The organism is Thiogranum longum (genome assembly GCF_004339085.1).
Classification (GTDB): Bacteria; Pseudomonadota; Gammaproteobacteria; order DSM-19610; family DSM-19610; genus Thiogranum; species Thiogranum longum.
Genome location: NZ_SMFX01000001.1, coordinates 2,609,477 through 2,635,606, shown reverse-complemented (window position 1 = coordinate 2,635,606; position 26,130 = coordinate 2,609,477). Strand labels below are relative to the sequence as shown.

Genomic DNA, 26,130 nt, shown 5'->3' with positions numbered 1-26,130 from the left:
TACCTTTGTTCAGCTCGCGTAATGAATGTTGTACTTACCCAGTAGCGATACCAGGCCACTACGCTGTAGCAGGTCGTCGAGATTATGGTCGCGCAGCCACAGAATCAGATCGCCACCGGACTCCCTGCGCTTGCGTGCTTCCTGCGCGATCGAAGCGGCGCCGGCATCGTCCATATTGTCTATCAGTTCGCCGGCGATTATCAGCGGGTTGGCACGATGATCCTCGTGAGCCAGGTCCGAGAAACCTCGTTCAATAGCGTGTGTGGAACCGAAGAAAATAGAGCCGGACAGTTGCACTACTGTTGCGTCATGCACGCCATCAGGCATGTACTGTTCAGCCTCGTTCTCGAACAGCAGGTCCAGTTCCGGGCGCGATACATGGCGCATGTAGGCAATGATGGAAACCGCAATACCCAGCATGACTGCCCACTCCAGGCCGCCGTAAACCGTGGTGAAACAGACCAGCAGAAATGAAATGCGCGGCTCGCCGCGGATCGCCAGCAGCTTCCTGATGTCCTTTATCTTGATCAGGCCGGCACCGACCAGGAACAGGATGCCCGCCATGACGGACAGTGGCATCTGCGCAATGATGGGTGAGGCAAAAGCCACCAGCAGCGCCAGCACGATTGCCGAGACAATGCCAACCAGTGGCGTTTTTCCGCCGATTTCGATGTTGGATGCACTGCGGTTGAATGATCCGCAGCTGGGGTAACAGCTCAGGAAACTGCCAACCACATTGGACAGGCCCTGGCCGATGACTTCCTGGTCGATGTCCACATGCTGACCGGACTTGACCGCCATGGCGCGCGCGATGACGGCAGACTGCATCAGGCCGAGAAAGGCGATGATGAATCCGCCCATCATCAGGCCTTCTGCCGCTTCGTAGAAGTTGGTCGGACTGAAGTCAGGTGCTGACAGGGGCAGGATTTCCAGTGACAGGTAACCCAGCTTGTCGACATTGGTATTGCCGGCACCGAACAGAAATTCGAGCAGCCATCCACCGGCCATGCCGACGATAACCGCAATGATAATGGCCGGCTGACGCGGGAAGCAGCGTTTGACCAGCATGCCGGTAACGACAGTGAGTATACCCAGTGATGCGGCCCACCAGTTCACTTCGGGCATGCGGAACAGCATGGAATACAGGGTGTCTTGAACCGGTTCGCCGGGGTTGACCGTCAGTCCCAGGAAGTTACCGATCTGCTGGATAATAATAATGATACCAACGCCGGTGACAATGGCGACCATGACGGTGTGCGAGAAGTAGTTGAACACCACGCCCAGCTTCAGCACCCCGAACAGTAACTGTATGACACCGGCGATAAAGGTCAGCGTCAGCGTGTACATGATCCAGTCCGGTGTGCCGAGGCTGGCGTAACCGCCGATGATGGTGGCAACCATTACCGAGATCGAAGTGTTGGGGCCGGACAGTACGTGCCAGGACGAGCCAAACAGCGCACACACGATTACCGGGAAGATCGACGTATACAACCCGATCTCCGGTGGCAGCCCCGCCATGGTGGCCAGTGCAATGGCCTGTGGAAGAATCAGGATGCCGGCGGCAACACCTGCCCAGATGTCATTACGTACCGTCATGGCGTCGAGCATCGGCAACCATTCCGTGAACGGCAGGAAACGACGCACCAGCGGGTGAGTGTTGCTGCGATTCATGCTCAGTTACCTCCGCCGGGTTTTGGTGAAAAGCGGTTCATGAAGAATGAGGCGCGCGGGTCATCCGGGCGGAAGTGAATCCACATGTAGGCGGCAACGTCCAGCGCCTCGTCATCGGTCAGCGTGTAACCGGAGCCCAGCGGCATGTTGGCCTTTATGAACTGTGCCGCGGTTTTCACCTTGTTGAGGCCGGCAGCGCGGTTGAAGGAGTCCATGCCCCACAGTGGCGGGAACATGTATCCCTCTCCGTTACGGTTCTTTTGCCCTTCACCATTGGCGCCATGACAGATAGCGCAGCGGGAGTTGTAGATAATTTCGCCCTCAATAGTCGAGGGGTCGTGTGTTTTCTTGATGCTTGCAAAGCCGCGGCCCGGCAGCGCCACACCAACCGGTGCACCGGTCGAAAGCCACTTGGCGTAGGTCACCAGCGCATCCATTTCCGGGGCATCTACTGTCGGGGCGATACCATCCATGCTGTATTTGAAACAGGACTGAATACGTTGCGGGAAAGTCACGACACGCTTGGTCTTGTTACGGGATTCCGGGTAAATCGGGTAGGCGGCCCACAGCGGGGCCGCGTAAGGCTGGCGCCCCTCTGACAGGTGGCAGCTGACACAATTCAGGCCATTGCCGGCATATCGCGGTGCATATTTCTGCGTGTTCACAAAAATATTGCGCCCCCAGCGAATCATGTCGCCGGTTTTGTCATCCGGGATATCGTCATAGGCAGGCGGTACAAAATACTCGCCCGGGTTAACCACTGGCACGGTAATCAGGTTAGTCGGCAGGCTGACCTGCGGACGTACCAGGGTAGGACGTACCTCCAGCGGATCAAGCGGTTCGGCTTTTGCGATGGGTGGCGCACCCGTTGCTACAGCAATGGCCAGCAGCAGGAAAGGAATTATTTTCATGGTGCCGTTACTCCTGGTTAACGCTGTACGATTTGTTGTTGTAATAGCGTGCGGCGTTAATCTTGTCGCCATCCGTCAGCAGGTTGGCCGTGTTCTTCATCATGGCGAGCTGATCATTGTCCCGGTCGCCGTTTTGCCACTTGTTGATCTGGCGGACAATGTATTTGACCGGTTGCCCGGCCAGTGGCGGGAAGTGTTCGCCGAAGCCTTCGCCATTCGGTCCGTGACAGGCATTGCAGCGCGGCATCAGGTATTCGGGTTTTCCACGTACTGCGAGTTCGTGCCCACGCTCCAGGGTTTCGAAATCGACCGGTTCAGGGTTGGCGGAAAACGGCAGGCTCGCGTAGTAGTGGGATACGTTGTAGATCTCTTCTTCGGTCAGGGCCTGCGCAATCGGGTTCATCATGGCGTCGCGGCGAATACCGGGGGAGTAGATGGTGAGGTCTTTATAGATGCGCGGCGTTTTCTGGTAGTCGCGGGCAATCGGATCGACCTTGACACCGATATCCATCTGGTCACGTGCAAAGTCCTGTAACTGCTTGGCGATGTAGCGCGGGTGCAGGCCGGCAAGTCGCGGGTAACCTAGCGGTTCATTGCCTTCACCGTTCTGGCCGTGGCAGGCTGAACAGGCGGCAATTCCGTCGCGCCCGTTCAGTGCGAGATGCTTGCCTTCCAGTGCCGCAACGGCATCAGTTTCGACCGCCAGGAAGTTGGGCTTGTGAGTGAAGCGATATCCCAGCACAACCGCAATAACTAGAGCGAAAAGCAGCGTCATCATGCGTTTAATGCGGGTACCGAAAAAGGTTTCCTTGACCATAGTGTCTCGCTCCGGTCAGGTACTGCGAACTGCGATGGCATCAAGCGGGCTTGCGCCACCGTCGGGCTCACTGCTGTAACGCAGATGCAGGGAGCCAAACAGGTACATGCCAAGCGACATGGACAGCACGAAGGTGAGAACCTGGGGGTTACCAGTGACGCCGGAAACCAGCGCCGGACCTGGGCAAAAGCCGACCAGGCCCCAGCCAACACCGAACATGGCGGCGCCTGCAACCAGCGGAGTGTCTATATCCATACGGGTGGGCAGCTGGAATTTGTCGCCGAATACACCGCTGTCACGCTTGAGTATCAGTCGCTGGCTGATGAAATAGGTTACTACCGCGCCAAGCAGCACCATGACCAGGCTGGGATCCCAGTTACCTACAAAGTCGAGGAAGCTTATGACTTTTTCCGGTTGCGTCATGCCGGAAGCGGCAAGGCCAATGGAAAAAACAAACCCGCTAAGGAAAATTACAATATTAGGCAACATCAGATCGAACCCCCGAAGTAGTGGTTTACAACGATGGCAGTAATTGCACCTGTGACAATGAATGTCGCAGCGGCGACAATAGAACGCGGTGCGAGTCGGCCAATACCGCAGACACCGTGGCCGCTGGTACAGCCATTGCCGAGACGTGCCCCGAAGCCAACCAGCAGGCCGGCAACGATCACGGCAGGCATGGATCGGTCAACGCTGAAATCGAGCGCTGCGGGGTGAAAAAGATCGATGACAATGCCACCGCTGAGCAGGCCGGCAACAAACAGTACGCGCCACAGGGTGTCGTTCTTTTTGGTTTGAAGGAGTCCGCCGAAAATACCGCTGATACCGGCAATCTTGGCATTGAAATACAACATGGCTGCTCCGGCGAGACCAATCAATATGCCGCCGACCAGCGAAGCCACTGGCGTGAAATTTTCCATTTTTCCCGTCCTCTTGCGGTGCCGGGTCATTTCGTGGATCCGGCCGCCTTGTCTGCTTTTTCGCAGTTATCTGCGATTCATTATGTGAATGTTCATGTTCAGCCATGAACGATCGTCTGGGAACATGGCAAGTTACGGGCCAATCAGGAAAATTACTATATAAACAATAATATACAATTATTTGTGAGCATTGGTTCAGATGCCGGGATATCGGCCCGGAAAAGTGATAGAAATTTCGACATAATTAAACAATAAATACGCCAGGTTGCTGTATTAGCTATCCCTTAAATATTTACATAAGAAAATTATATAATACTAATAATCTAATTTAATTATCCCTCAATCTATTGAAAGATATATATTTATTAGAATTTTGATGGGGATGCTCAAAGGGTATAATTCTGTAACATTCATCGACAGGCCGCTGTAGTCGACTGTCTATTTGTCATGTCATGATGACAAATAGACACAAATTTATCAGGGAGAATGTAAGGGTATTCCAAGTATTTAGTGACAAAGTCACATTCGGTATGTTGCTTTGCAAGTGGTGTGCCATCAAAAAACTCGAGCGGCAAACTCAAGGTGTGGGCCTTTTGCGTCGAAAACAGGCCATGATCATTTTATACAAAACTCTTTTTCCCGCGAGCTGCGTGCTCGTGTTTTCCTTGTTCAGTCTGCCCGTGTTCGCGAATTTGCAGCAGTTTCAGTCAAACTGGGAAGAGTCAAAGTGGGTAGTAGATGCGACACCGAAGCATTGTTCGCTGACGCATCGGATTCCGCGCTTCGGGCGTGTGCGATTTGAACAGCATTCAGGGCAGAGGCTGAAATTTTCCCTGTTTGCTGATCAGCCGCCAGTAAGGGAGCAACAGGCACAGATTCAGTCAGAGGCACCGCCCTGGAAGCACCAGGAAGTTCAGCGAGACCTGGGCAGTTTCAGGCTGAAGGAGGGCAAGACGCCACTCAGTATTCCGCGCGATCAGGCGCTCCGTCTCTACTATGAGCTTGAGCAGGGTATGCAACCGACAATCGAATTCGATGACTGGGGTGATGGGCGCGACAAAGTCAGGGTTACATTGATGCCGGTGCGTTTTCGTGAAGCACTGCCGAAGTTTCTCGAGTGTACGGCAGGTCTGCATTACCTGGATTTTGAGCCACGCGCAGAGAAGCGGGTCTTCTTTTCGACCAACAGCGCAAGCCTGAGTCGTAAAGCCCGGCGCATTCTTGAAGATATAGCACGTGACTACCGTAAAAAACCGGATTTCCGTATTGTGCTGGGTGGTCATGCGGATGAACGCGGTGACCCGGATTTCAATATGGCATTGTCACACAAGCGCGCGGGTATGGTGGCACGCTACCTGCGTTCTCGTGGCGTTCCTGCAAAGTCAATTGAATCGAGATACTTCGGAGAGAGCCAGCCAGAGGTTGAACAGAGTAATGACAGGGCCTGGGCAAAGAACCGGCGTGTTACGGTCTGGATTGCGAATCGTTAATACGGTGTAATTATTTTCTGACCGGATGCTTTGCCAGTTTCCGCTGCAGTGTCCGGCGATGCATATTAAGTTTACGCGCAGCAGCAGAAATATTGCCTCCACATTCTGTCAGGACCTTCTGCAGGTGCTCCCATTCGAGACGCTTGACACTCATCGGGCTGATCGATAGCGGAACCTCGGAGTTTCCTTCATCCCTGTGCAGTGCAGCAAGGATTTCATCGGCATCCGCAGGCTTGGCCAGGTAGTGGGTGACGCCCAGCTTGATGGCTTCAACCGCAGTAGCAATACTGGCATAACCGGTAAGAATCACCATGCGTGTATTTTCATCACGGGCATGTAACTGTGCTGCCAGCGTCAGGCCTGATTCCTGGCCAATACGCAGGTCAATAACCGCATACTCGGGGTCCAGGTTACCGGCTTTCTCCAGGGCGGAAGTGATATTGTGTGCACTCTCTACCTGGTAGCCCCGATCCTGCAGGGCATCTTCGAGTACTTCGCAGAACAGCTCGTCGTCATCGACAAGTAACAGGGTGGGGCGAATACCGGCGGTGTCAGTCATAGAGGGGTATCCAGTCTCGTTAGCGGCAGTTGTATACGCGTACAGGTGCCCCCGCCCTGGCGATCGAACAGGGCTATATCTCCGCCAAGGCGCCGCAGGGTTGCATGGGTTAACAGCAGGCCCAGGCCCATTCCATGTTCCTTGTTGCTGCTCTGTTGTTCTCCAAGTGTGGCCGCGATTTTCGGGTGCAGGCCCGGTCCCCGATCGAGTATATCGATAGTAAGTTTGCTGCTGTCCCGGCGGACCTCCATGACCAGCTCTTCTCCCGAGGCATCTGCTGCATTGTTCAGCAGGTTGATAATGGATTGTTGCAGGGTTTGCTCATCGATAATGGCAGCGTCGGTTATTTGTTGTGGAAAGTTAACGGTAATCGATGCGTCATGGCGTTGGGCTTTCCAGGTATCGATAATATGCTCCAGCCAGGTAAGGACAGGTGCGAGTCCGCCGCTTTCCGCGCGTAGCTCGCCGGCAGAAGCCGAGATAACCGACAGGGCCTGCTTGCAGCGATCAACCTGGCTGCGCAGTATGGTCAGTTTGCGCTTCATGCTGTCCGGTACTTCCGCGCGCTCCAGCTCACGGGTAACCACAGCCATAGTAGAAAGTGGTGTGCCGAGTTCATGCGCAGCACCGGTGGCCAGTGTGCCCAGTGCAACCAGCTGTTCATCGCGCAATGCCTGTTCGCGTGCACGTGCGAGTAGTTCATCACGCTGGCGCAGTGTGTTGGAAATACCAACGACAAACCAGGCAATAAGTACGGCGCTGAGCGCAAAGCCGAACCACATGCCAAAGATGTGCTGGCTGAAAGCCTGATCATGGTGCATGTGGGCGTCATTTCCGAGTGGCTGGTAGAAAAAGAACAGCAGGGAATAGCACAGCGTGGTCAGGGCCGCCATAAACCAGACGGCCGGCGTGGACAGAACCGTTGCAGCGATAATCAACGGAATAAGGAACAGCCACGCAAAGGGGTTGGTAGCACCACCGGTGAAATAGAGTACGGCGGTCAGTGCCAGTACATCGGTGCAAAGCTGCAGAAAAAATTCCCGGTCGCTGATGATCGCGCCATTGCCTGCGTGTTTCCAGGTCCACAGACTTGCGAAAGCCATGAGTGTAAAAATTGTAAATAGCGGTATCAGTGGTAGCGCAATATTGGCGAGGAAATATACCCCCAGGACTACAACGAGTTCGGCGGTCAGCATTAGCCCCCGCAGCAGTGCCAGACGCCTGAGGTTACTCGAACTGCTCGATTTTTCGGGGTTTTTCATCAACATGAAAAGTATTCTATCCGTCGGTGGAAAAAGCAGATTACGGCATATTATTGGGTTAAGTATGTCAGAGATCCGGGTTCATGTTTATTATCCCTGTGTTCCGTTACATTCCGGACGGGTGCGACACTGTGTCGCATTCTCCAGGATGCACGTCATTGTTAAAGTACCCGTCATAAAATCAAAAGATAAATACTTTAACGGGAGTCGGGAATGTCAACGAAAATCACAGCACTACTGGCAACAATACTGTTCAGCAGCCCGCAGGTGCAGGCTGTCGAACATGTGCATCACACCGGCCACGCGAACCACCTCGGGCAGGCGCCTGCCGGGGTCATGGGGGACCACGTCCACACCGCGGGTGATCTGATGTTTACCTACAGTTATATGCGTATGCATATGGATGGTATGCGCGATGGTGACAGTCATATCAGTACTGCAGATATCCTGTCCGAGTATATGGTTGCGCCATTGCGTATGGACATGGAGATGCACATGTTCGGTGCCATGTATTCCGTGAGTGATCGTCTGTCGTTAATGGCTATGGTTCCGCTGCTCCGCAAGGATATGGATCACATCACGCGCATGGGTGTGCGTTTTACAACCCGCAGTGACGGGCTCGGCGATATCAGTCTGCGGGGGGTCTATGCATTGTCTGCCGCGCCGGGCAACAGCATCTTGTTGAATTTTGGTCTGTCTGTCCCGACCGGAGATATTGATGCAAGCGACGATACGCCGGCGGCTGCCGATGCGCAGCTGCCTTATCCGATGCAGCTGGGTTCCGGTACGTGGGATCTTCTGCCCGGCATCACCTGGAGCCGACAGAGCAATGTATGGTCGCTGGGTGCGCAGGCGATGGCAACCATCCGGCTCGGCGACAACGATAATGATTACACACTGGGTGATCGCCTGGAATTGAGTGGCTGGGTTTCCCGAAAGTTGTCGCCTTCACTTAAAGGCTCACTGCGCCTCAAGGCACAGACCTGGGACGAGATCGATGGCGCAGATCCAGAGCTGAACCCGCTGATGGTAGCGACTGCCGACCCGGAGTTGCAGGGCGGCTCACGGGTTGATTTTCTGGTTGGTGTGAACTTTTATGGCCCGCAGGGTGTCTTTAATGGCAGCAGGCTGGCTTTAGAGGCGGGCGTACCGGTTTATGAGAATCTTGATGGCGTGCAGATGAGCGCCGACTGGCAGCTTTCAGCAGGCTGGCAGGTTGTTTTCTAGCAAAGGATTCCAGGTTCAGTTATTCAGCGAATTCCCTCCCACTGAACCGGATGATTAACGCGGGCCATGTGCCCGCGTTTTTTTTGCCTCATTCGATCAAGGTTGACTCCGCCAGATGATTGGTGGATAAAAGGTGTCACTATGAGTGGCGCCCCGAACATACTTGATCAATGGTTTCCGCAGGATGATATGGTCCTGCAGCAATTGCGCAGGCAGGTGCAGAGTGTGCAGCTGCCCTCTGGGCATACCGTATTTCACAGAGGGGATGCCTGCAGGAATTATCTTGTCGTTATCCGTGGCAGTTTGCGTGTTCAGGCATTGTCTTCGGGGGGTCGGGAAGTGGTGCTTTACCGGGTTACCGACGGCCAGTCCTGTGTGATCACTACTTCCTGCCTGATCAGCGAAGAATCTTATCCCGCAGAAGGTATTACCGACGAAGAGACCGACGCGCTGGTGATTCCACAGTCTGTATTCAATGAAGCACTGGGGCACTCCGAAGCCTTCCGGCGGTTTGTCTTCGCCAACCAGGGGCAACGGCTGGGTGACCTGATACAACGTGTCGAGGATGTCGCCTTTGGTCGAGTCGATGCCCGGCTTGCGAAGCATCTTGTGGATCGATGCGGTAATCAGCCGGGGTCGGTATCGGCAACTCACCAGCAGCTTGCCAGTGAGCTGGGTACGGCGCGTGAAGTGGTCAGCCGTCAGCTGAAGGTATTCGAAAAAGAGGGCTTTATCGCTGTACACCGTGGGGCGGTAGAGGTTATCAGGCCTGAGGCGCTGACTCGCGTCTGGGAAGCAGTACACTGACCCGAAACAGCGGGGTTATGTGATTTAGTCACTGCAGCCCCGTATGCCAGCTTTGTATAGTTACTGACACCTGATAACCGAAATGCTGTTGCGAGGTGTAAATCATGGCAAATGTATGTGGGGTTGAACGAGTCATTCGTATTGTTGCGGGCGCTGCACTGGTAGGGCTGACCTTTGCTGGTCCATGGACCGGGATACTTTATCCCTGGGGTCTGATTGGCGTTGTGCCGCTGCTGACCGGTATTGTGGGCTGGTGTCCGGCCTACTCACTGTTCGGATTCGGGGGTTGCCGTTCCGCCGAATGAGAGCCTTCCCGGCGGTTACCGGAAAGCTGAAAAAGCCCGCTTTTCAAGCGGGTTTTTTTTGCAGTGAAGTGTGTCCCGCCCACATTTTTCTTCATGAGCAAATGCTCCGTTGACTGGAAGCATTGACGTACATGACATGACAGACTGGCAGCATGGTCATGCCCTCCGTCGCATTTGTTTACATGTTTGATACAATTATTTAATTGTATTTAAACGATTTATTGTTAACTGCATACTTGTTCTGATCAGATTTTGGCTTGAGCGGGCTTGGCAAGAGCGGATATAAATCAATGTCTATATAGTCACTAATTCCATGAATAATATAAATAAAAATCACTATTTCTATAACTGGCAGTGATTTGAAAATATTTGTCATGTCGGAATTATTTACACTATGAGCCAGATATTATCAAGCGTCGCCTCACGGAGACAGTAAGTCATATAACCCTCTGTTTTAAGTGTGGAAATCAAGTTGGCCCGGCCATTGCAATAGTACTGTTTGCTGAATGGCGCCTGTCCACTAGACGGGTGCTGGTTTACCAAACAATCCACGTCAAGTGGGAGGGTACCCAACAATGAAATTGAAAACGATTAAGCAGACGGCACTTGCTGTCGCGGTCGGTTCCGCCATGGTCATGGCTGGTTCTGCCCACGCAGCCAAGTACTTGATGGTCTGGACCGGTGATAAAGGCGGTTGGCAGACCATGGACGGAGCAGCACTAGACAACGATTACGATCCCAACTATGAAGTTAACGGCAAGGGCGCGGCAACCACCGGCACCCCTGACGGTGATTTTATTGCTGTCATTAATGCGACCCGAAGTGATATTTACAATTACGGTGCAGTGGCCAACACGGTTCAGTTGCCGCCAGTACTGAATGCCCACCTGTTGGCCGAAGTTGAGTTTGGCCTCGATAGCAGTGTGACAGATGGCAGTATTGTGCCTGTACCGACAGCTGGAACAGGTGGCCTGTTTCAGGGTGGTATTACTTCACAGTTCGCCAACGAGTCTCATCACACTAACGCATTCATCTCTATCGACGAAGATACGGGCGACAAGCTGTTGTTTGCCGGCGGCCTGATTTCTGCCAATGTGTTTGGTTGTAACGTCAATGACCCGATGAACGTTCGTCCGATTGACGGTACCATCGTCGGCGGAGACGTGACCAGCGCAGTGATTCGTTATGATGAAACCAGCATGGGTACAGATCCGGCCTACGACAACATGTGTGGCCTGGTGATTTCAGGTGGTTTTGATCCGCGTACCGATGCGCTGTCCGGCACTGATGATTTCATCGATGTTGGTGACGGCCTGATGGCATCCTCCTTCATGGGTGCCAAGGGTAACTGGGGGTTCCCCAGCAATATGGGCGCAGCGCCTCAGCTGCCTCCGACCTTGACCACGCCGGGTGGTGTGGTGATTTTCGACAAGGACGGAATGGACGTTCGTCAATTCAGTGCTGTCTACGAAGGTGGTGATGCCCCCCAGCGTTACAAGCCTCGCTGGCAGTGTGGTCTGTGTGCGATTCTGGCCGGTGCACCGGAAACTGTTGCACCGAGCACAGCTGGAATTGCGCATCCGCACGGCATCTTCGCGCGTCAGGATCTGAACACGCTGGTGACTTCTGATTATGGTGACCCGGTTTCCCTGGCACTGGCTGGTGCGACTCCGCCTGACAATGAAGAAGGGGCAGCAACAACCCAGACCTATGACATGGGTACAACAATCCGTTTCTGGGATCTGAACAAGCTGAAAACCCAGGCTTCCGGTACCTATACACCTGATGATCTTGCCCAGGTGCCTGACGGTCCTCGTGTTGAGGGTCGTGAAGGTGGTGGTCCAGAGCAGCTAGGTTCCTCGGCTGTTACCATGGAAGAACCGGAAGGCCTGATGGCTGCCTGGACAACAAATGGTGCGGCTCCGTACTACTCCAAAGGCGGTTTCGTGGCTTCCATGTGTGGTGGTACGCTGTTCTACACCCCTGACATGACTACCTGGCAGAATGGTGTGCGTCCTGAATTGCGTGCACTGTATGACAGCGGGCCATGCACCGGTTTCTCGGTGTTCTTCACTACGCAGGACGATACTTACCTTGTCGCTCCGATAGCCGGTATCGTAGCGCCGGGTCAGCCGACCTTTGATCGTGATTACCCGTTGCAGCACTCACGCCGTATCATGCTGTTTGATATACGTCCGCTGCTTGCCAAGGGTGACAACATCAATAACATCGAGTGTGATTACGCTGATGCCAGCTACTATACCGCCAGTGATGATCCGGGCTATGCCCATATGTTCACCGGTGAACCAACCACCACTTTCGCTGCCAAGCGAAACAACGGTGCGTCGGATTGCCCGGTGGTAGCCGACAGCCAGAACCTGGATTCACTGGATAACTTCCTGTCCCAGGGTGGTCCTCACTTCACTATCTACAACCGTGCAGAAAAACGTGTCGCATCGAGCCTGTACTTCGTCGATCTGCGTGAATATGCACTGCCGAACCCGGTTGGTCAGCTGCCGGGCACCGGTTCTGTGGGTGATGACCGTGTCTGCATGCTGAAGATGCGTAAGCGTCTCAACCGTGGTATCGGTAAAGGCCGCATCTACACCGACTCGCTGTTTGGTCTGTTCACCGATGTGAGCTCCTACGGTGATGAAGGTCAGCGCTATGGACCGCATTTCTACTACAGCTACTTCGATGGCTGTGTCGACTTTGACCGTGCATCATGGCCGCACGGTGATACCGGCCACGCTGCGCCTCATGGCATCGCGTGGTGGGAATAAGTCGAACTGAAAAGTTCCTCGCATAAGAACAGGTAGCAGGTAATACTTGGGGGGTCTGGATGACCCCCCTCCTTTTTTCGAACTTTCTGACTACCAGGGGGTTGGAAAAAGGGAAGATTGATGATGAATACCCGGATGGCGCTATACTTGGCCAACCGTCACTCAGGCAAGCAGCACCATGTCCAGAAAAATCACGGTTCTCTATTCGTTGCCTTTATTATTCGTAGCCGGCCTGTTGTCAGGATGGTTGCTGTTTGCCGACCGGAATCCGGTTGTTCAAGGTAAACCGGCACTGGACGAGATCGGGCTGCACGATACAAGCCATTACGTCTGTCCCATGCACCCGGAAATTATTACGTCTGAGGCGGGTAGTTGTCCGGTTTGTGGCATGGATCTCGTGCTGGCAGAAAATGAGGCTGCTGCTTCAGCTGGTGGCCCGCCACAAGTATGGATTTCGCCAGTCATGGAACACAATCTGGGGATACGCACTTCACCGGTGCAGCGCGGGACCCTGCAGCGTTTGATCCGGACTACCGGGAGCATCAGTAAAATCACACCAAGTGGTGGCCGAACTATCATGCCGAGGCTTGCCGGGCGAGTCGAATGGGTGCTCGAACGAAGCACTGGTGAATCTGTCAGACGTGGAGAAGAGCTTGCAAAAATATTTTCACCTGAACGCCTGCAGGCACAGCAGGACTACCTGGCAGCTTTCAGAGCCGGTGATAACGATGCCATGAAACAACATTGGGAAACATTGGCAAAACTGGGTTTCCCGGGAAACAAGGTGCGCAAACTGGAAGAAAGTGGAGAGGTTGAAAGGAATCTTACACTGTATGCGCCACAGGATGGCTCAATTATGGAAATTCCTCTGAAGGAAGGTGATCCTGTTGAAGCCGATACTACTGTAGCCCGACTCGGGGGGCTTATTGTCGCCAATGTTTCGGCTGAAGTTTTCGAACGCCAGTGGACATGGCTCAAGTATGGGCAGCGCGCAGTTATGACGATCCCGTCGCTGCCGGGCGAGGAATTCGAGGGTACGGTAGAGCGTGTTAATGAATCTATCAGTTACAAGACGCGTACCCTGACCGTACGGTTAAGATTCCTGACCATGAACCCGCTGCTGCGTAAATCGATGTTTGCCAGCGTGACGATCTACGCGCAGCCGCACGAGGATGTGCTGTGGGTGCCGGCTGATGCCGTGATTCGTACGGGTGATGGTGAGCGCGTTATCGTGGTCCGGGATGACGGGCATTATCAGCCCGTAGAAGTACGTGCAGGCATTGTCAGTAATGGCCGGGTAGAGATTTTATCGGGATTGCAGGGTGATGAAACTGTTGTAGTGTCCGGTCAGTTCCTGATCGACTCAGAGAGCAGCCTGACGGCTAGCTTTCGTCGTATGCAGGAGCCGGAAGCATCGAAACCGGAACACAATGAAAGTGGTCATACGCACTGACGGGCGGTTAAGATGATCGCAGCTATTATTCGCTGGTCCATACAAAACCGGCTGCTGGTACTGGTGCTGGCGGCACTGGTTTCTGTCTGGGGTTTGTACGCGATGCGTACCATTCCGCTGGATGCCATACCCGATCTGTCTGATGTCCAGGTTATTATCAAGACCAGCTACCCGGGGCAGGCCCCGCAGGTCGTAGAGGATCAGGTCACCTATCCCTTGTCGACGGCCATGCTTGCCGTGCCGGGCGCAACTGCTGTACGCAGTTATTCATTCTTCGGTGATTCTTTCGTTTACATTATTTTCGAGGACGGGACAGACCCTTACTGGGCACGCTCGCGTGTGCTCGAATATCTCAGCCAGGTCTCAGGCCAGTTACCGGACGAGGCAAGTTCGTCGCTTGGTCCGGACGCTACCGGGGTGGGCTGGATTTTCGAGTATGCACTGGTTGATCACAGCGGTTCCCGGGATCTGTCGCAGTTACGCAGTCTTCAGGACTGGTTCCTGAAGTATGAACTGCAGACAGTACCCGGCGTTGCCGAAGTGGCGACCGTTGGTGGCATGGTCAAACAGTATCAGGTTGTTATAGATCCCAATCTGTTGCGCCTGCATTCACTCCCGCTGTCAGCAGTCAAGCGGGCGATTCGCAGCGCCAACCACGAAACCGGTGGCTCGGTAGTTGAAATGGCAGAGGCTGAATACCTGGTGCGATCACGCGGGTATATCGAGTCCATCGATGATTTGCGAAAGATTCCACCACTTGGCGTTGGTGCGTCCGGCGCATCGATAATGCTGGATGATATCGCCGAGATCCGTACCGGGCCACAAATGCGTCGTGGCATTGCGGAGCTGAATGGTGAGGGCGAAGTGGTGGGTGGAATAATTGTCATGCGCTTTGGCGAAAATGCACTGACTACGATAGATGCAGTAAAGGACAAAATCAGTGCTATCCGAAACAGTCTGCCGAAGGGGGTGGAACTGGTAACGACGTATGACCGTTCCGGCCTGATAAACAGGGCTGTCAAAACCCTGTCCCAGCGATTGCTGGAGGAATTCGTTATTGTGGTGCTGGTATGCGCGGTGTTTCTCTATCATTTCCGTTCCTCTCTGGTGATTTTGATCAGCCTCCCGGTCGGTATACTTGCAGCATTCATTCTGATCGAGCAGCAGGGCGTCAATGCCAATATCATGTCACTGGGCGGTATAGCAATTGCCATCGGCGCCATGGTGGATGCGGCCATAGTGATGATCGAGAATGTGCACAAGCACCTGGAACGTTCCGGTGGTGAGAATCGTATTGCAGCAATTACTGCCGCTGTGACCGAGGTGGGGTCACCACTGTTCTTCTCGCTGTTGATTATCACCCTGAGCTTCCTTCCTGTTTTCAGCCTGGAGGCACAGGAAGGCCGCTTGTTCACGCCTCTGGCGTATACCAAGACCTTTGCCATGGCGGCAGCAGCAGGGCTTTCCATTACATTGGTACCGGCATTGCTGGTTTACCTGGTGCGTGGTCATATTCGTAACGAAAATGCCAACCCGGTCAACCGTGGGTTGATTGCGCTCTATCAACCCGTTATCAAGGCAACACTCAACCATCCATGGCGTGTCGTTGGGCTTGCGCTGCTGCTGGTTGCCAGCAGCCTGTGGCCACTTTCGCAGCTCGGCGCGGAATTTATGCCCGAGCTGGATGAGGGTGACCTGCTGTACATGCCAACAGCCTTTCCCGGAATATCAATCGGCAAAGCGCGTGAGTTGTTGCAGCAGACTGACAAGTTAATCATGACGGTCCCGGAAGTCGAGCGTGTCTTCGGCAAGGTTGGTCGTGCAGAAACCGCAACCGATCCGGCTCCACTTACCATGATGGAGACCACAATCCAGTTAAAGCCTCGCGATCAGTGGCGCGAAGGCATGACGCTGGAAGGGATCAAGCAGGAACTCGACGCGCGTGTGCAGGTGCCAAGCCTCAGTAACGCATGGCTGATGCCGATCAGGACACGCATTGATATGTTATCCACCGGTGTGAATACACCGGTTGGTATTCGCATATCCGGCCCCGATCTTGAGGTCATTCAGCGTATCGGCGAACAGATCGAGCCGATCGTACGCACGGTGCCGGGTACCCGGTCTGTGTTTTCCGAACGAGCTACCAGCGCGCGCTATATCGAGGTTGACATCGACCGTGATGCGGCGGCGCGCTATGCCTTCAGCGTGGAGGAGATCCAGGAGTTGATTAATGTCGCAGTAGGCGGCGTTAATGTCACTTATACCGTGGAGGGGCGTGAGCGCTACCCTGTCAACCTGCGTTACCCACGTTATGTGCGCGACTCACTGGATGCAATACAGAATCTTGCAATCGTGACTTCGCGTGACGAGCATATTCAGTTGCGGGATGTGGCAGATATACAAATCACCAACGGACCGGCAATGATACGTAGTGAGGATGCACGTCTGAGTGGCTGGGTTTATGTCAATATTTCGGATCGTGATCTTGGCTCGTACGTGGACGAAGCGAAACAGGTGGTGGCGGAACGTATCGATCTGCCTGCCGGCTATACGGTGCACTGGACAGGCCAGTACCTGTACCTTGAACGGGCGCGGGAGAGACTCAATGTCATTATCCCTGTCACACTGGTGATTATCCTTTTGTTGCTGTACCTGAGTTTTCGAAATTTTACCGAGTCACTGATGGTGATGGGCGCCGTACCGCTGGCGCTGGTAGGTGGTTTCTGGCTGCTGTATGGCCTGGGTTACAATCTTTCCGTGGCCGTCGGCGTCGGTTTTATTGCGCTGGCCGGTGTAGCAGCAGAGTTTGGTGTTGTTATGCTGGTGTATCTTGACGAAGCGGTGCGCCGTCGCCAGCCAACCACTCGCGTCGCATTTCGTGCAGCAGTGGCAGAGGGCGCCGTACAGCGTGTACGCCCCAAGGCCATGACGGCGGCAGTGATTATTGCCGGACTGTTACCGGTTATGCTGGGCGCAGGGACAGGTTCAGAAGTGATGCGTCGTATTGCAGCACCCATGGTGGGTGGCATGGTGACGGCACCACTCGTGTCAATGATTTTGATTCCTGCACTCTATTATATTTGGCAGGTGCGCCGTTATCCCGAGGTGGAAAAATGAAACAGTTTTTAATGTACGGCGCTGCTGTTGTGCTTTTTGCCAGTGTTGTTATAGCGTATCGCTATATCCAGCAGCAGCAGCAAACAGATGAGCATGTGGTGCAGTCAGCGGAAGAAGGCAGTAAGGTGCCTTCCGTTCCTGATGTGGAGCGGGTGCTTGTCCAACCAGGGGCCGCAGAGAGTGCGTCTGACGATATCGCAGGACAGGCGGATGGTTCCCCGGCAACAGGAAATGAGGCCGCTGCCAATGCGCCCGTGGATGAGCCACCGCCTTCCTTGCAAACGGGCTCAGTGCAATATACCGCGCCGCCAAATCCAGGTGCAGCTTCTCTTGGAGAGTTCGAGCAGCATTTCCAGAAGCAGCTTAACCGAATGCCGCCCGAGGAGCGTGACGCTGCCGAATTGAGCCGCCGAATGCAGCGGGACTACAAGGACTCGCGCTCGTCGCTCGCCGATGCGGTGAATAAATCAAAATCAGGTCAATAAAAAGTTACGGGTTATTTGTGCAGCATGCGTTCACGAATAATTTTCCACTGTCCGTCTTCAAATAGCATATCAACGACTATGTTGTAACTTTCATTCTTTTCCTTGCTGGTTGCGTTGTAGTTCAGTTTGCTGCGTCCGCCGGTTATTTCCTTGCTGACACTATTGCGGTCTGTGATGGTGGCCCGGGCTTTCATCTGCTTGAGAGCGGCTTTTTTGTCTTCCCCGGCATTACGCCCAATTCGCGCGGCACGACGGATTTCCTCATTGACTTCATTGATATGATTGATTGTCCAGAAGACAAACAGCTCATCCAGGCTATTCGCCTTCAGAACAGAATCCAGATAGTGGTTGTAGACAGATTCCGGTGTTTCGGACTCGGCCAGCAGGCCTTTGCTGCCCAGCAGGAAAATAATGATTAATGAAGTTCTCAGTAACGTTTGCATAGGTATTGCTCCGGCTGCTTACATCGAGTGATTATTTTGGGGTACAGGCGTAACCGGGACTGCTTCATGTCCTTCCTTGCCGCCGGCATCACGCAGCAACCCGATCAGTTTCTGGTTGCCGCCGTGCAGGGCGAAGCGTAGAGCTGTCTTGCCTTCCTTGTTGGCAATGTTTGGGTTAGCCCCTTTTTCCAGCAGGAATCTGGCAGCATCATATTTGTCATGCCAGGCAGACCAGATTAGGGCCGTCTGGCCAAACTTGTCCCGGGCATCGATTTTTGCACCGCGATCAATCAGCAGCTTCAGGGTGTCAACGTGGTTCTCTGCTGCAGCGAGGATTAATGCAGTGGTTTCGCGTTCGGCTTCCTTCTGGTCAGGGTCTACGCCGGCATCCAGAAGCACTTTTAAAGTATCGGTATGTCCCTTGTGTGCGGCAACCATGATGGGGGTAAACCCATCCTGGGTGAACACATTCAGGTTTGCTCCAGCCTCAATGAGGGTTTTGACGCTGCCAGTATGACCGTTCTGTGCAGCCAGAGTCAGCGCTGACCAGTTTGTCTTGGTGTGCGTATTGACATCGACGCCGGCCTTGATAAGGCGTTTGACCAGTGGCAGATTGCCTGTCTGTGCGGCCACCATCAACGCATTCCAGCCGCGTGAATTGCTGAGTGAAGGGTCGGCTCCTGCATCCAGCAGGTGTTCGGCAATAACCGTTTTGTTTGCGCCTATGGCGAACAGTAGTGCAGAGCTCTGGTCTGAATCCGACTGATCGGGATCGACACCTTTACTGATGAGGGTGTCAACCTCGGAGAGGTTACCTGCCCGCACCGCATCGATCAGTGGCGTGTTTTCAGTTGCCTGGATTAATGGTGTGACAAGGAACCCTGCCAGTAAGGCGAAAGTCAGCCAGAACTGTTTGTAATGATTCATCCGGAATACCCCTGTTATTGTCCGCTAACCAGTTCGCTGGCGGTTTTGGCGCCGGCCTTTTTCAGGCGCTCGACCATGCCCGGTCCGCGTGCGCGCTTGATCGCAAAATCGAGTGCTGTCTGGCCACTGTTATCGATAATGTTTATGTCGGCACCGGCTTTTATCAGCAAATCGACTGTCTCCGGATCACCCCACCATGCGGCAAGAATGAGTGGTGTGGCACCAAGCTGGTTTCTCATATCGACTTTTGCGCCGTGCTTGAGCAGCACCGCAACCGGGTCGGGCTTGTTGATCATGGCCGCGTAGTGGATAGCTGCCATGCGGGCATCATCTTGCAGGTTTACATCGGCGCCCTTGTTGAGAAGTGCTTCCATGAACTTGTCGCGGCCTGATTTCGCAGCTTCCATCAGGGGCGTGATATTTTTGAATCCGCGGGCATCAATATCAATATCCAGGGTGAGAAGGTAGTCGAGTGCATCCTTGTTACCACGGAATATGGCTACCATAAGTGGAGTTCCCCCCTGGCTTTGTTCGCGTGTTTCCAGGTTGGCGCCGGCTTTAACCAGGGTGCGGGCCACGTCAACGTGGTTATTGCCAATGGCATAGGCCAGTGCCGACCAGCCAGTCGTGTTGGTATCATTGACGTGGGCACCATGCTTGAGCAGGAGCTTGACTGCATCATGACTGCCATGCTTTGCAGCCGTCATGAGGGCGGTGCGACCGTGGTTACCCCTGGCATTGATGTCCGCACCCATTTCAATAAGGCGTTTCACAATGTGGGTGCGTTCGCTCGCAGCGGCAGCAATCAGTGCTGTGGTATTACCATCAGTTTTCGCTTTCGGGTCTGCTCCGGCATCCAGCAAGGCATTGGCTATGTCATCGTGGTTATTATGTATGGCCATATGCAGCGCCACGAAACCGGGTTTGACATTGCGTGCGTTGACATTGGCACCTTTGCTGATCAGTGCCTGTACGGTTTTCAGGCTGCCACCTGTTGCGGCATCCATCAATACGGTATTCCCGTCAGGTGTCTTCGCATTAACATTGGCGCCGGCTTTTATCAGCGCAAGTGCGACATCCTCGTAACCGCCGCGTGCAGCCAGCATCAGAGGCGTTTTCTTGTCCGCATTGCGTGGGTCGATATCGGCACCGGCGTCGATTAAGGTCCTGACGACCTCGAGGTTTCCGTTTTCGGTTGCAAAGTGCAGCGGTGTATTCTCTTCATCATCAGCCGCATTGATGTCAGCGCCAAGTTTGACCAGGTGCTTTACCAGATTATCGTGACCACCAATGGAGGCGAACATCAAGACGGTGCGCTCGGCGGAATCTCGTGCCGAGATACTGGCGCCCATCTTGATCAGACGATCAACCAGTCCGGTTTCGCCCTTGTGTGCAGCAATCATCAGTAACGAGAGTCCGGCGGCATTAGTTTCGTTCGGGTCGCCACCTGCTTCGAGCATTTTGTTGACAGTTGCCATGTCATTTCGTATCAGGGCTTCAAGAATCGGTGTGGCCTTGATTTCAGGCGCCCCCTGTTCCTTGCGGATCAGTTCTATTTGCTTTTTTGCGGCATCAGTATCGGCCGGGGTGGTACTGCCCATGCCCGCCCAGGCTTGTGTGATACTGAGCGAGAGTATGAGTGCGGGTAATGAGTAACGGGTCTTCATAGGAGTGCCTCTTGTAAAATATTCTGATCAGCTTGCATATTTTCAGGTTTGGACATGTACTTATTGTGGTACATGTACATGAACCTGCTTTTCTTTACCGCCACGCTGGATACCAAATACCAGTTCCTCTGCTTCAGAGACTGCATCCAGCGCCTTGACAAGTCCTTCGCCACCATCCAGTTCGTGGCCATTTATACTGGTAACGACATCACCCAGATCGAGTCCGTGACGATTGAGAAAATCTTTTTCCTCTTCCGCCTCCAGCTTCATCCCGGCGATCTTTCCATTTTTCATAACAGGCTCCCATTGGATGATCTGCCAGGGGTTGCGTACATTCTCGAGTTTTTTCTTGTGATATTCCTTCACCAGCCTCGTCATACGCTCTACGCGCTCACGGTTTTTGCCTAGCCGCTGGCCAACAGGGCGGGGTTTTGGTGTTTTGAGTGCAATTCGGTTTTCAGGCAAGTGTAGCGTTTCGTAGCGCCCGTTGTGCAACAGGATGACCCGGTCCGGGTAAATTGCTTTTAATGTTGCCATAGCAAATACAGAGTCGCCGATGGAAAAATGCCGCTCGTCTTTTTTCGGGTCCTGGATTATGGCCAGTGCAGTATCCGGATTATCGGTGGCCAACAGGCCTCGCAAGGTCAATTTGAGCCGGGTAGCCGGTGCACTCTGGCCGGGTGCAGGTTTGGAGGTGACCCGTTTGCCGGGCGTGCCAAACAGGTGCAGCTCGGCAATGTTCCGGTCGAGGTCCCGGGGCCGCGTGGGTTGCTGCCGGCTCGGGATATTGTGTTCAGGAATATCAGGTCGGGGGGGCGCGGGAACCAGTTGCCAGGTCAATCGGGCAGCCATCCAGGCAATGACAAGTGTCAGTATGATATTTGTCAGTGTCGGCAAGCGACGATTCAGGGCGCCGATTTGAAAGTTTTCTGGCAGAGTTGTCATCATTATCCAGGGTGTTTTCTGCTGCATCGCGGACGAGCGTTACGGGTGCGCCCCGGGAAATTGGCAGCTATTCATTATTCTAGTCGAAAACAGCGAGTTAACGTGAAACTTAGAGCTGAATATCAGCGCGGGGTTCCTGAGGCGGGCGAAAAAAGCGCCAAGTCTGGACAAGTGTCCAGCGGGAGGCGCCGGCAGCTGATTTCGATACGCCATTGGAGGGCCAGGGATTGACCGGTACAATCGAGTGCTTTGCCGTAACTGCGCCATCCTGGCGCCATGAGGAAGGAAAATGGCTGACAAACTGAACCGCTTCAGTTCCCGTATCACCGAACCCCGTTCGCAGGGCGCCTCGCAGGCCATGCTGATCGGCACGGGTATGAAGCCCGAGGATATGGCGAAAGCCGAAGTGGGTATCTCCAGCGTCTGGTGGGAGGGTAATACCTGCAATATGCACCTCAATGATCTCGCCGCCAAGGTGAAGGAAGGAGTGCGTGCAGCCGGCCTGGTCGGGTTACGTTTCAATACCATAGGTGTCAGTGATGGTATTTCCATGGGCACTGATGGCATGAGCTATTCGCTGCAGTCGCGCGACATCATCGCCGATTCCATCGAAACCGTGATGGGCGCCCAGTGGTACGACGCCAATATCTCGATCCCGGGTTGCGACAAGAACATGCCCGGCGTGATGATCGCCATGGGCCGCGTCAACCGGCCGGCACTGATGGTTTACGGCGGTACCATCAAGCCCGGTCACTGGAAAAATGCCACGCTGGATATTGTTTCGGCATTCCAGAGTTACGGTGAATACCTGGCCGGCAAAATCGATGACGAGGAGCGCAAACAGATTGTTGCGCACGCATGTCCGGGCGCAGGTGCCTGCGGTGGCATGTACACGGCCAATACCATGGCGTCTGCAATCGAGGCGATGGGTATGAGTCTGCCCTACAGTTCCTCGATCCCGGCAATTGATCCGGGCAAGCTCGAGGAATGCCTGCAGGCGGGTCAATCGATCCGTTACCTGCTCGAGCACGATATCAAACCACGCGACATCATGACCCGGCAGGCATTTGAGAATGCCATGGTGATTATCATGGCGCTGGGTGGTTCAACCAATGCGGTGCTACACCTGCTTGCCATGGCGCGAGCCGTAGATGTGCCGCTGAGCATTGATGATTTCCAGAAAATCAGCGACAGCGTACCGTTCCTGGCCGACCTCAAGCCATCCGGCAAATACGTGATGGAAGACCTGCACAACGTAGGTGGAACACCGGCGGTTATCAAATATTTGCTGGAGCAGGACTTGATGCACGGTGACTGCCTGACGGTGACCGGCAGGACACTGGCCGAGAATGTTGCCGATGTGCCGGGGCTGACACCGGGCCAGGAAGTCTTCATGCCCATCGACAGGCCGATCAAGGAAACCGCACATATCCAGATTCTCAAGGGTAACCTTGCGCCCGGCGGTTCGGTAGCGAAGATCACCGGCAAGGAAGGTCTGGCCTTTTCCGGCCCGGCGCGCGTGTTCGACCGCGAGGAAGCCATGCTGGCCGGTCTGGAAAAGGGCCTGATACAGAAAGGGGATGTGGTGGTGATTCGCTACGAGGGGCCGAAGGGCGGTCCCGGCATGCCGGAAATGCTGACCCCGACCTCGGCCATCATGGGGGCCGGTCTCGGCAAGGATGTCGCACTGATAACCGACGGGCGTTTTTCCGGCGGCTCACACGGTTTCATTATTGGTCATGTGGTGCCGGAAGCGCAGGAGGGTGGCCCGATCGGTCTGATCCGTGATGGCGACATCATCAGCATCGACGCCAGTACGCAGCGTCTCGATGTGGAGGTCAGTGATGAGGAAATGGAAAAGCGTCGTGCCGGGTGGACGATGCCGGCCTACACGGCAACACGCGGCACCCTGTACAAGTACATCAAGAACGTAAAGGATGCATCGCACGGTTGTGTGACAGACGAATAGCGTCTCGCGGTTTCGAGACTGCTGTCATTGCGAATACCACGAAGCAATCTTTCCGGCCTGGCTCCAGGCCGAAGGAGATTGCCTCGCTGTGTTTATGCCCTGACTCCGGGCACTCACAATGACAGGGGATTAAAGTGAATCCCAGCTCGACTTCTTGCGCCAGCGAATGCGTGGAATGATCAGGCCGATGATCATACCGAGAAGGATCACCCCGGCCCCGACCATAAACCAGTCTCGCGCAGTACGGTCTTTCAGGCTCTGGTTTTCCTGCAGCAGGCTTTGCGACTGGCGTTCATAGTTAGCAATCCTGCTTTTCAGTTCCTTGTTCTCGGCATCTATGGCCAGCGCGCTCGATGCAGTGCGGCGGATACGTTCCAGCTCCTGACTGACCCGGTTGGCCTCCTTCTGTAACGAACTGCGTTCCTTGTCCGTGCTGCCCTTGGCCTTGCGCAAATCCGCCAGTGCCGCTTTCAGCTTCCTGTTCTCCAGCTCCAGCTGGGCAAGTTTTTTCTCGGCTTTTGCCAGCCGGTCACGTGCCGATGGACCTGACATCAACAGGTGATTGAGTACCCAGCCTTCCACGCCATCCGGCGCACGCACACGCGAATACTGGTTTTCTTTATCAACCTCGAGCACTTCCAGGGGGGTCCCGCTGGGCAGGCTGCGAAGAATACGGAACTGGGTACCCTTGCCGGCGCGCATCTGGATTTCCAGTCGGTCACTGACGTAGCGGGTTTCTGCCATGGCCTGGCCAAGCACGCCCAGCACAAGGGCGAGGGTAAGAATAATCGATTTCACAAAGGCTCCTGATGATCCCTGAACAACAAAACTGCGCTGCATTGTAACGGAACAGGCCGGCACGCCATAATGGCGCAGCGGCAACAAACGGTAAACATAATGGAATTGACGGAAGATGGCGACTGGCTGGTCGATGTTCGGCGTGTTTTGTCGCCGAATTGCGACGAAAGACCGGCTCCCGGTGTGATTTCCCTGATTGTAGTACACGGCATCAGCCTGCCGCCGGGTGAATATGGCGGACCCTGGATTGATGATTTTTTCACAAACCGGCTGGATGTCACTGCACACCCCTATTTCGCTGAAATCGCGGATCTGCGTGTGTCATCCCACCTTTTGATACGTCGTGACGGCGAGCTGGTGCAATATGTGCCCTTCTCACGCCGTGCCTGGCATGCCGGCAAATCCTGCTTCAGGGGGCGTGAAGCCTGTAACGATTTTTCTATCGGCATCGAACTGGAAGGGCAGGACGAAACATCCTATGAACCCGCCCAATACCGCCAGCTGGCCCGGGTAATCCGCCTCTTGCGTACTCATCACCCGGAAATCGGTGCCCAGGACATTGTTGGACACGCGGATATTGCCCCGGGCCGCAAAACCGATCCTGGCTTTGCCTTTGACTGGGAGCGGCTGCACGTTCTGCTGGCTTGACAGTCCGCGCGCGCAACCGGTAGCGTTAGCCGGACTTTCCCACACTGGCAGCCCCATGACACTGATTTCAGCTATCCTTGGCATTATTGCAGATCGCCTGCTGACGCACCTGCACGAGTACCGTCACTACCGGCAGTTCCTCGCCTGGGTAGATGCCGTGCATTCACGGTTCTCCGGTGGTTTGTGGGACGGTATCGCGGGGGTTATGCTGGTACTGCTTCCGGTGTGGGTTCTGACCGCGCTGCTCCAGGTCTGGTTGCACGACATGTTGTTCGGTCTGATCGGCCTGTTGTTCTACGTGGGCACCTTTGTGTATTGCCTGGGGCCACGTGATCTGGCCATCGATGTGAATACCTATTGCGAAGTCGCGGATTCTACCGATGAAGAACTGCGCGCACGCGCTGCCGCCCGCCTGCTTGGTGACGAAGCACTGGCGGGGGATGACAGCGATGAACGCCGGATTGCACGTGCAGTGCTGATCGAGGCCAATGACCGGTTGTTTGCCGTACTGTTCTGGTTTGTGCTGCTGGGGCCGGTAGGTGCCGTGATGTATCGCAGTGTGGTTGTGATGTACCGTGAATGTCGTGAGCCCGGAGACTATGGCGATGCTATCGAGTGGGCCTACAGTGTTCTGGTGTGGATACCGGCACGCCTGCTGGCACTGGGTTACGCACTGAGTGGTCACTTTGATGCCGCTATAGAAGGCTGGCGCGCCGCACACCGCGAAATACCGCGTGGCAGTGAAGGTTCCTGTGATGTTTTGGCTTTCACCGGCGAAGGCGCGCTTGGTCTGTCAGATGAAAGTACGGTTATCGAGGGTGTTGCCTCTCCGGTTCGTGCCGCCATGCGCCTGGTGTGGCGAACGCTCACTATCTGGGTGGTCGTGCTCTCGTTGCTGACACTGGCCGGCTGGTCCGGCTGATTAC

At 54.6% G+C, this 26,130-nt stretch carries 23 protein-coding genes; 11 read left to right on the top strand and 12 right to left on the bottom strand.

Translation table 11 applies throughout. From position 1 onward, the window contains the following. Positions 1-9: 9 nt before the first annotated feature. From DFR30_RS12835 to DFR30_RS12815, 5 genes are read right to left on the bottom strand one after another with little or no spacing between them, the layout of a single operon-like run. The gene (locus tag DFR30_RS12835; protein ID WP_132973849.1) at positions 10-1,671 is read right to left on the bottom strand and encodes a SulP family inorganic anion transporter; all 1,662 of its coding nucleotides are present in this window, start codon (positions 1,669-1,671) and stop codon (positions 10-12) included. Between the two features lie 2 nt (positions 1,672-1,673). Next, positions 1,674-2,582: a c-type cytochrome gene (locus DFR30_RS12830; protein WP_165869210.1), complete on the bottom strand. Its 909-nt coding sequence runs from the start codon at positions 2,580-2,582 to the stop codon at positions 1,674-1,676. Positions 2,583-2,589: 7 nt separating this feature from the next. Further along, positions 2,590-3,399, bottom strand: coding sequence for a c-type cytochrome (locus DFR30_RS12825; protein ID WP_132973845.1), 810 nt, complete (start codon positions 3,397-3,399; stop codon positions 2,590-2,592). Positions 3,400-3,414: 15 nt separating this feature from the next. Beyond that, complete coding sequence (locus DFR30_RS12820) at positions 3,415-3,888, bottom strand: DUF6691 family protein (protein ID WP_207891900.1); 474 nt, start codon at positions 3,886-3,888, stop codon at positions 3,415-3,417. Beyond that, the gene (locus tag DFR30_RS12815) at positions 3,888-4,319 is read right to left on the bottom strand and encodes a YeeE/YedE family protein (protein WP_132973844.1); all 432 of its coding nucleotides are present in this window, start codon (positions 4,317-4,319) and stop codon (positions 3,888-3,890) included. The genes DFR30_RS12820 and DFR30_RS12815 overlap by 1 nt, the downstream gene beginning before the upstream one ends. Positions 4,320-4,975: 656 nt before the next feature. Between DFR30_RS12815 and DFR30_RS12810 the strand changes: the two genes are divergently transcribed. Continuing rightward, complete coding sequence (locus DFR30_RS12810; RefSeq protein ID WP_165869209.1) at positions 4,976-5,809, top strand: OmpA family protein; 834 nt, start codon at positions 4,976-4,978, stop codon at positions 5,807-5,809. 10 nt (positions 5,810-5,819) lie between these two features. Here DFR30_RS12810 and DFR30_RS12805 read toward each other — a convergent pair whose 3' ends face one another. Both DFR30_RS12805 and DFR30_RS12800 read right to left on the bottom strand, forming a co-directional pair. After that, positions 5,820-6,368, bottom strand: coding sequence for a response regulator transcription factor (locus DFR30_RS12805; RefSeq protein ID WP_132973840.1), 549 nt, complete (start codon positions 6,366-6,368; stop codon positions 5,820-5,822). Beyond that, on the bottom strand, positions 6,365-7,636 hold the full coding sequence (locus DFR30_RS12800) for an ATP-binding protein (RefSeq protein ID WP_132973838.1): 1,272 nt from the start codon (positions 7,634-7,636) through the stop codon (positions 6,365-6,367). Before DFR30_RS12800 ends, DFR30_RS12805 begins: the two co-directional genes overlap by 4 nt. 207 nt (positions 7,637-7,843) lie before the next feature. Between DFR30_RS12800 and DFR30_RS12795 the strand changes: the two genes are divergently transcribed. The 7 genes from DFR30_RS12795 to DFR30_RS12765 all read left to right on the top strand — a co-directional run bounded on the left by DFR30_RS12795 (position 7,844) and on the right by DFR30_RS12765 (position 17,807). Beyond that, on the top strand, positions 7,844-8,857 hold the full coding sequence (locus tag DFR30_RS12795) for a transporter (RefSeq protein ID WP_132973836.1): 1,014 nt from the start codon (positions 7,844-7,846) through the stop codon (positions 8,855-8,857). Positions 8,858-8,998: 141 nt separating this feature from the next. After that, positions 8,999-9,664 carry a Crp/Fnr family transcriptional regulator gene (locus DFR30_RS12790; RefSeq protein WP_165869208.1) on the top strand — a complete coding sequence of 222 codons (666 nt, stop codon included), beginning with the start codon at positions 8,999-9,001 and terminating at the stop codon, positions 9,662-9,664. 104 nt (positions 9,665-9,768) lie between these two features. Then, the gene (locus DFR30_RS12785) at positions 9,769-9,969 is read left to right on the top strand and encodes a YgaP family membrane protein (RefSeq protein ID WP_132973832.1); all 201 of its coding nucleotides are present in this window, start codon (positions 9,769-9,771) and stop codon (positions 9,967-9,969) included. A 575-nt stretch (positions 9,970-10,544) separates the two neighbouring features. Next, complete coding sequence (locus DFR30_RS12780) at positions 10,545-12,752, top strand: hypothetical protein (protein ID WP_132973830.1); 2,208 nt, start codon at positions 10,545-10,547, stop codon at positions 12,750-12,752. Positions 12,753-12,930: 178 nt separating this feature from the next. Continuing rightward, positions 12,931-14,205 (top strand): efflux RND transporter periplasmic adaptor subunit, encoded by a 1,275-nt coding sequence (locus DFR30_RS12775; RefSeq protein WP_132973828.1) that lies wholly within the window; start codon positions 12,931-12,933, stop codon positions 14,203-14,205. 12 nt (positions 14,206-14,217) lie between these two features. After that, a complete protein-coding gene (locus tag DFR30_RS12770) occupies positions 14,218-17,322 on the top strand; it encodes an efflux RND transporter permease subunit (RefSeq protein WP_132973826.1) in 3,105 nt (1,034 codons plus the stop codon). Next, on the top strand, positions 17,319-17,807 hold the full coding sequence (locus DFR30_RS12765; protein WP_132973824.1) for a hypothetical protein: 489 nt from the start codon (positions 17,319-17,321) through the stop codon (positions 17,805-17,807). The genes DFR30_RS12770 and DFR30_RS12765 overlap by 4 nt, the downstream gene beginning before the upstream one ends. Before the next feature lie 11 nt (positions 17,808-17,818). Here DFR30_RS12765 and DFR30_RS12760 read toward each other — a convergent pair whose 3' ends face one another. Genes DFR30_RS12760 through gspC form a run of 4 tightly spaced genes read right to left on the bottom strand, consistent with a single transcriptional unit; the run spans position 17,819 to position 21,789 of the window. After that, positions 17,819-18,250 (bottom strand): hypothetical protein, encoded by a 432-nt coding sequence (locus DFR30_RS12760; protein WP_132973822.1) that lies wholly within the window; start codon positions 18,248-18,250, stop codon positions 17,819-17,821. 18 nt (positions 18,251-18,268) lie between these two features. After that, a complete protein-coding gene (locus DFR30_RS12755) occupies positions 18,269-19,177 on the bottom strand; it encodes an ankyrin repeat domain-containing protein (protein ID WP_132973820.1) in 909 nt (302 codons plus the stop codon). A 14-nt stretch (positions 19,178-19,191) separates the two neighbouring features. Further along, the gene (locus tag DFR30_RS12750) at positions 19,192-20,844 is read right to left on the bottom strand and encodes an ankyrin repeat domain-containing protein (RefSeq protein ID WP_132973818.1); all 1,653 of its coding nucleotides are present in this window, start codon (positions 20,842-20,844) and stop codon (positions 19,192-19,194) included. Positions 20,845-20,904: 60 nt separating this feature from the next. Further along, complete coding sequence (gene gspC, locus DFR30_RS12745) at positions 20,905-21,789, bottom strand: type II secretion system protein GspC (RefSeq protein ID WP_207891899.1); 885 nt, start codon at positions 21,787-21,789, stop codon at positions 20,905-20,907. A gap of 289 nt (positions 21,790-22,078) precedes the next feature. On the opposite strand from gspC, the gene ilvD reads away from it, so the two are divergent. After that, positions 22,079-23,758, top strand: a complete 1,680-nt coding sequence (ilvD, locus tag DFR30_RS12740) for a dihydroxy-acid dehydratase (protein WP_132973815.1) — start codon at positions 22,079-22,081, stop codon at positions 23,756-23,758. Positions 23,759-23,887: 129 nt separating this feature from the next. On the opposite strand, the gene DFR30_RS12735 is transcribed toward ilvD, so the two are convergent. After that, positions 23,888-24,556 carry a TIGR04211 family SH3 domain-containing protein gene (locus tag DFR30_RS12735; protein WP_165869206.1) on the bottom strand — a complete coding sequence of 223 codons (669 nt, stop codon included), beginning with the start codon at positions 24,554-24,556 and terminating at the stop codon, positions 23,888-23,890. A 99-nt stretch (positions 24,557-24,655) separates the two neighbouring features. On the opposite strand from DFR30_RS12735, the gene ampD reads away from it, so the two are divergent. Then, complete coding sequence (gene ampD / locus DFR30_RS12730; RefSeq protein WP_132973811.1) at positions 24,656-25,204, top strand: 1,6-anhydro-N-acetylmuramyl-L-alanine amidase AmpD; 549 nt, start codon at positions 24,656-24,658, stop codon at positions 25,202-25,204. A 55-nt stretch (positions 25,205-25,259) separates the two neighbouring features. After that, complete coding sequence (gene ampE, locus DFR30_RS12725; protein WP_132973809.1) at positions 25,260-26,126, top strand: regulatory signaling modulator protein AmpE; 867 nt, start codon at positions 25,260-25,262, stop codon at positions 26,124-26,126. Positions 26,127-26,130: the final 4 nt, after the last annotated feature.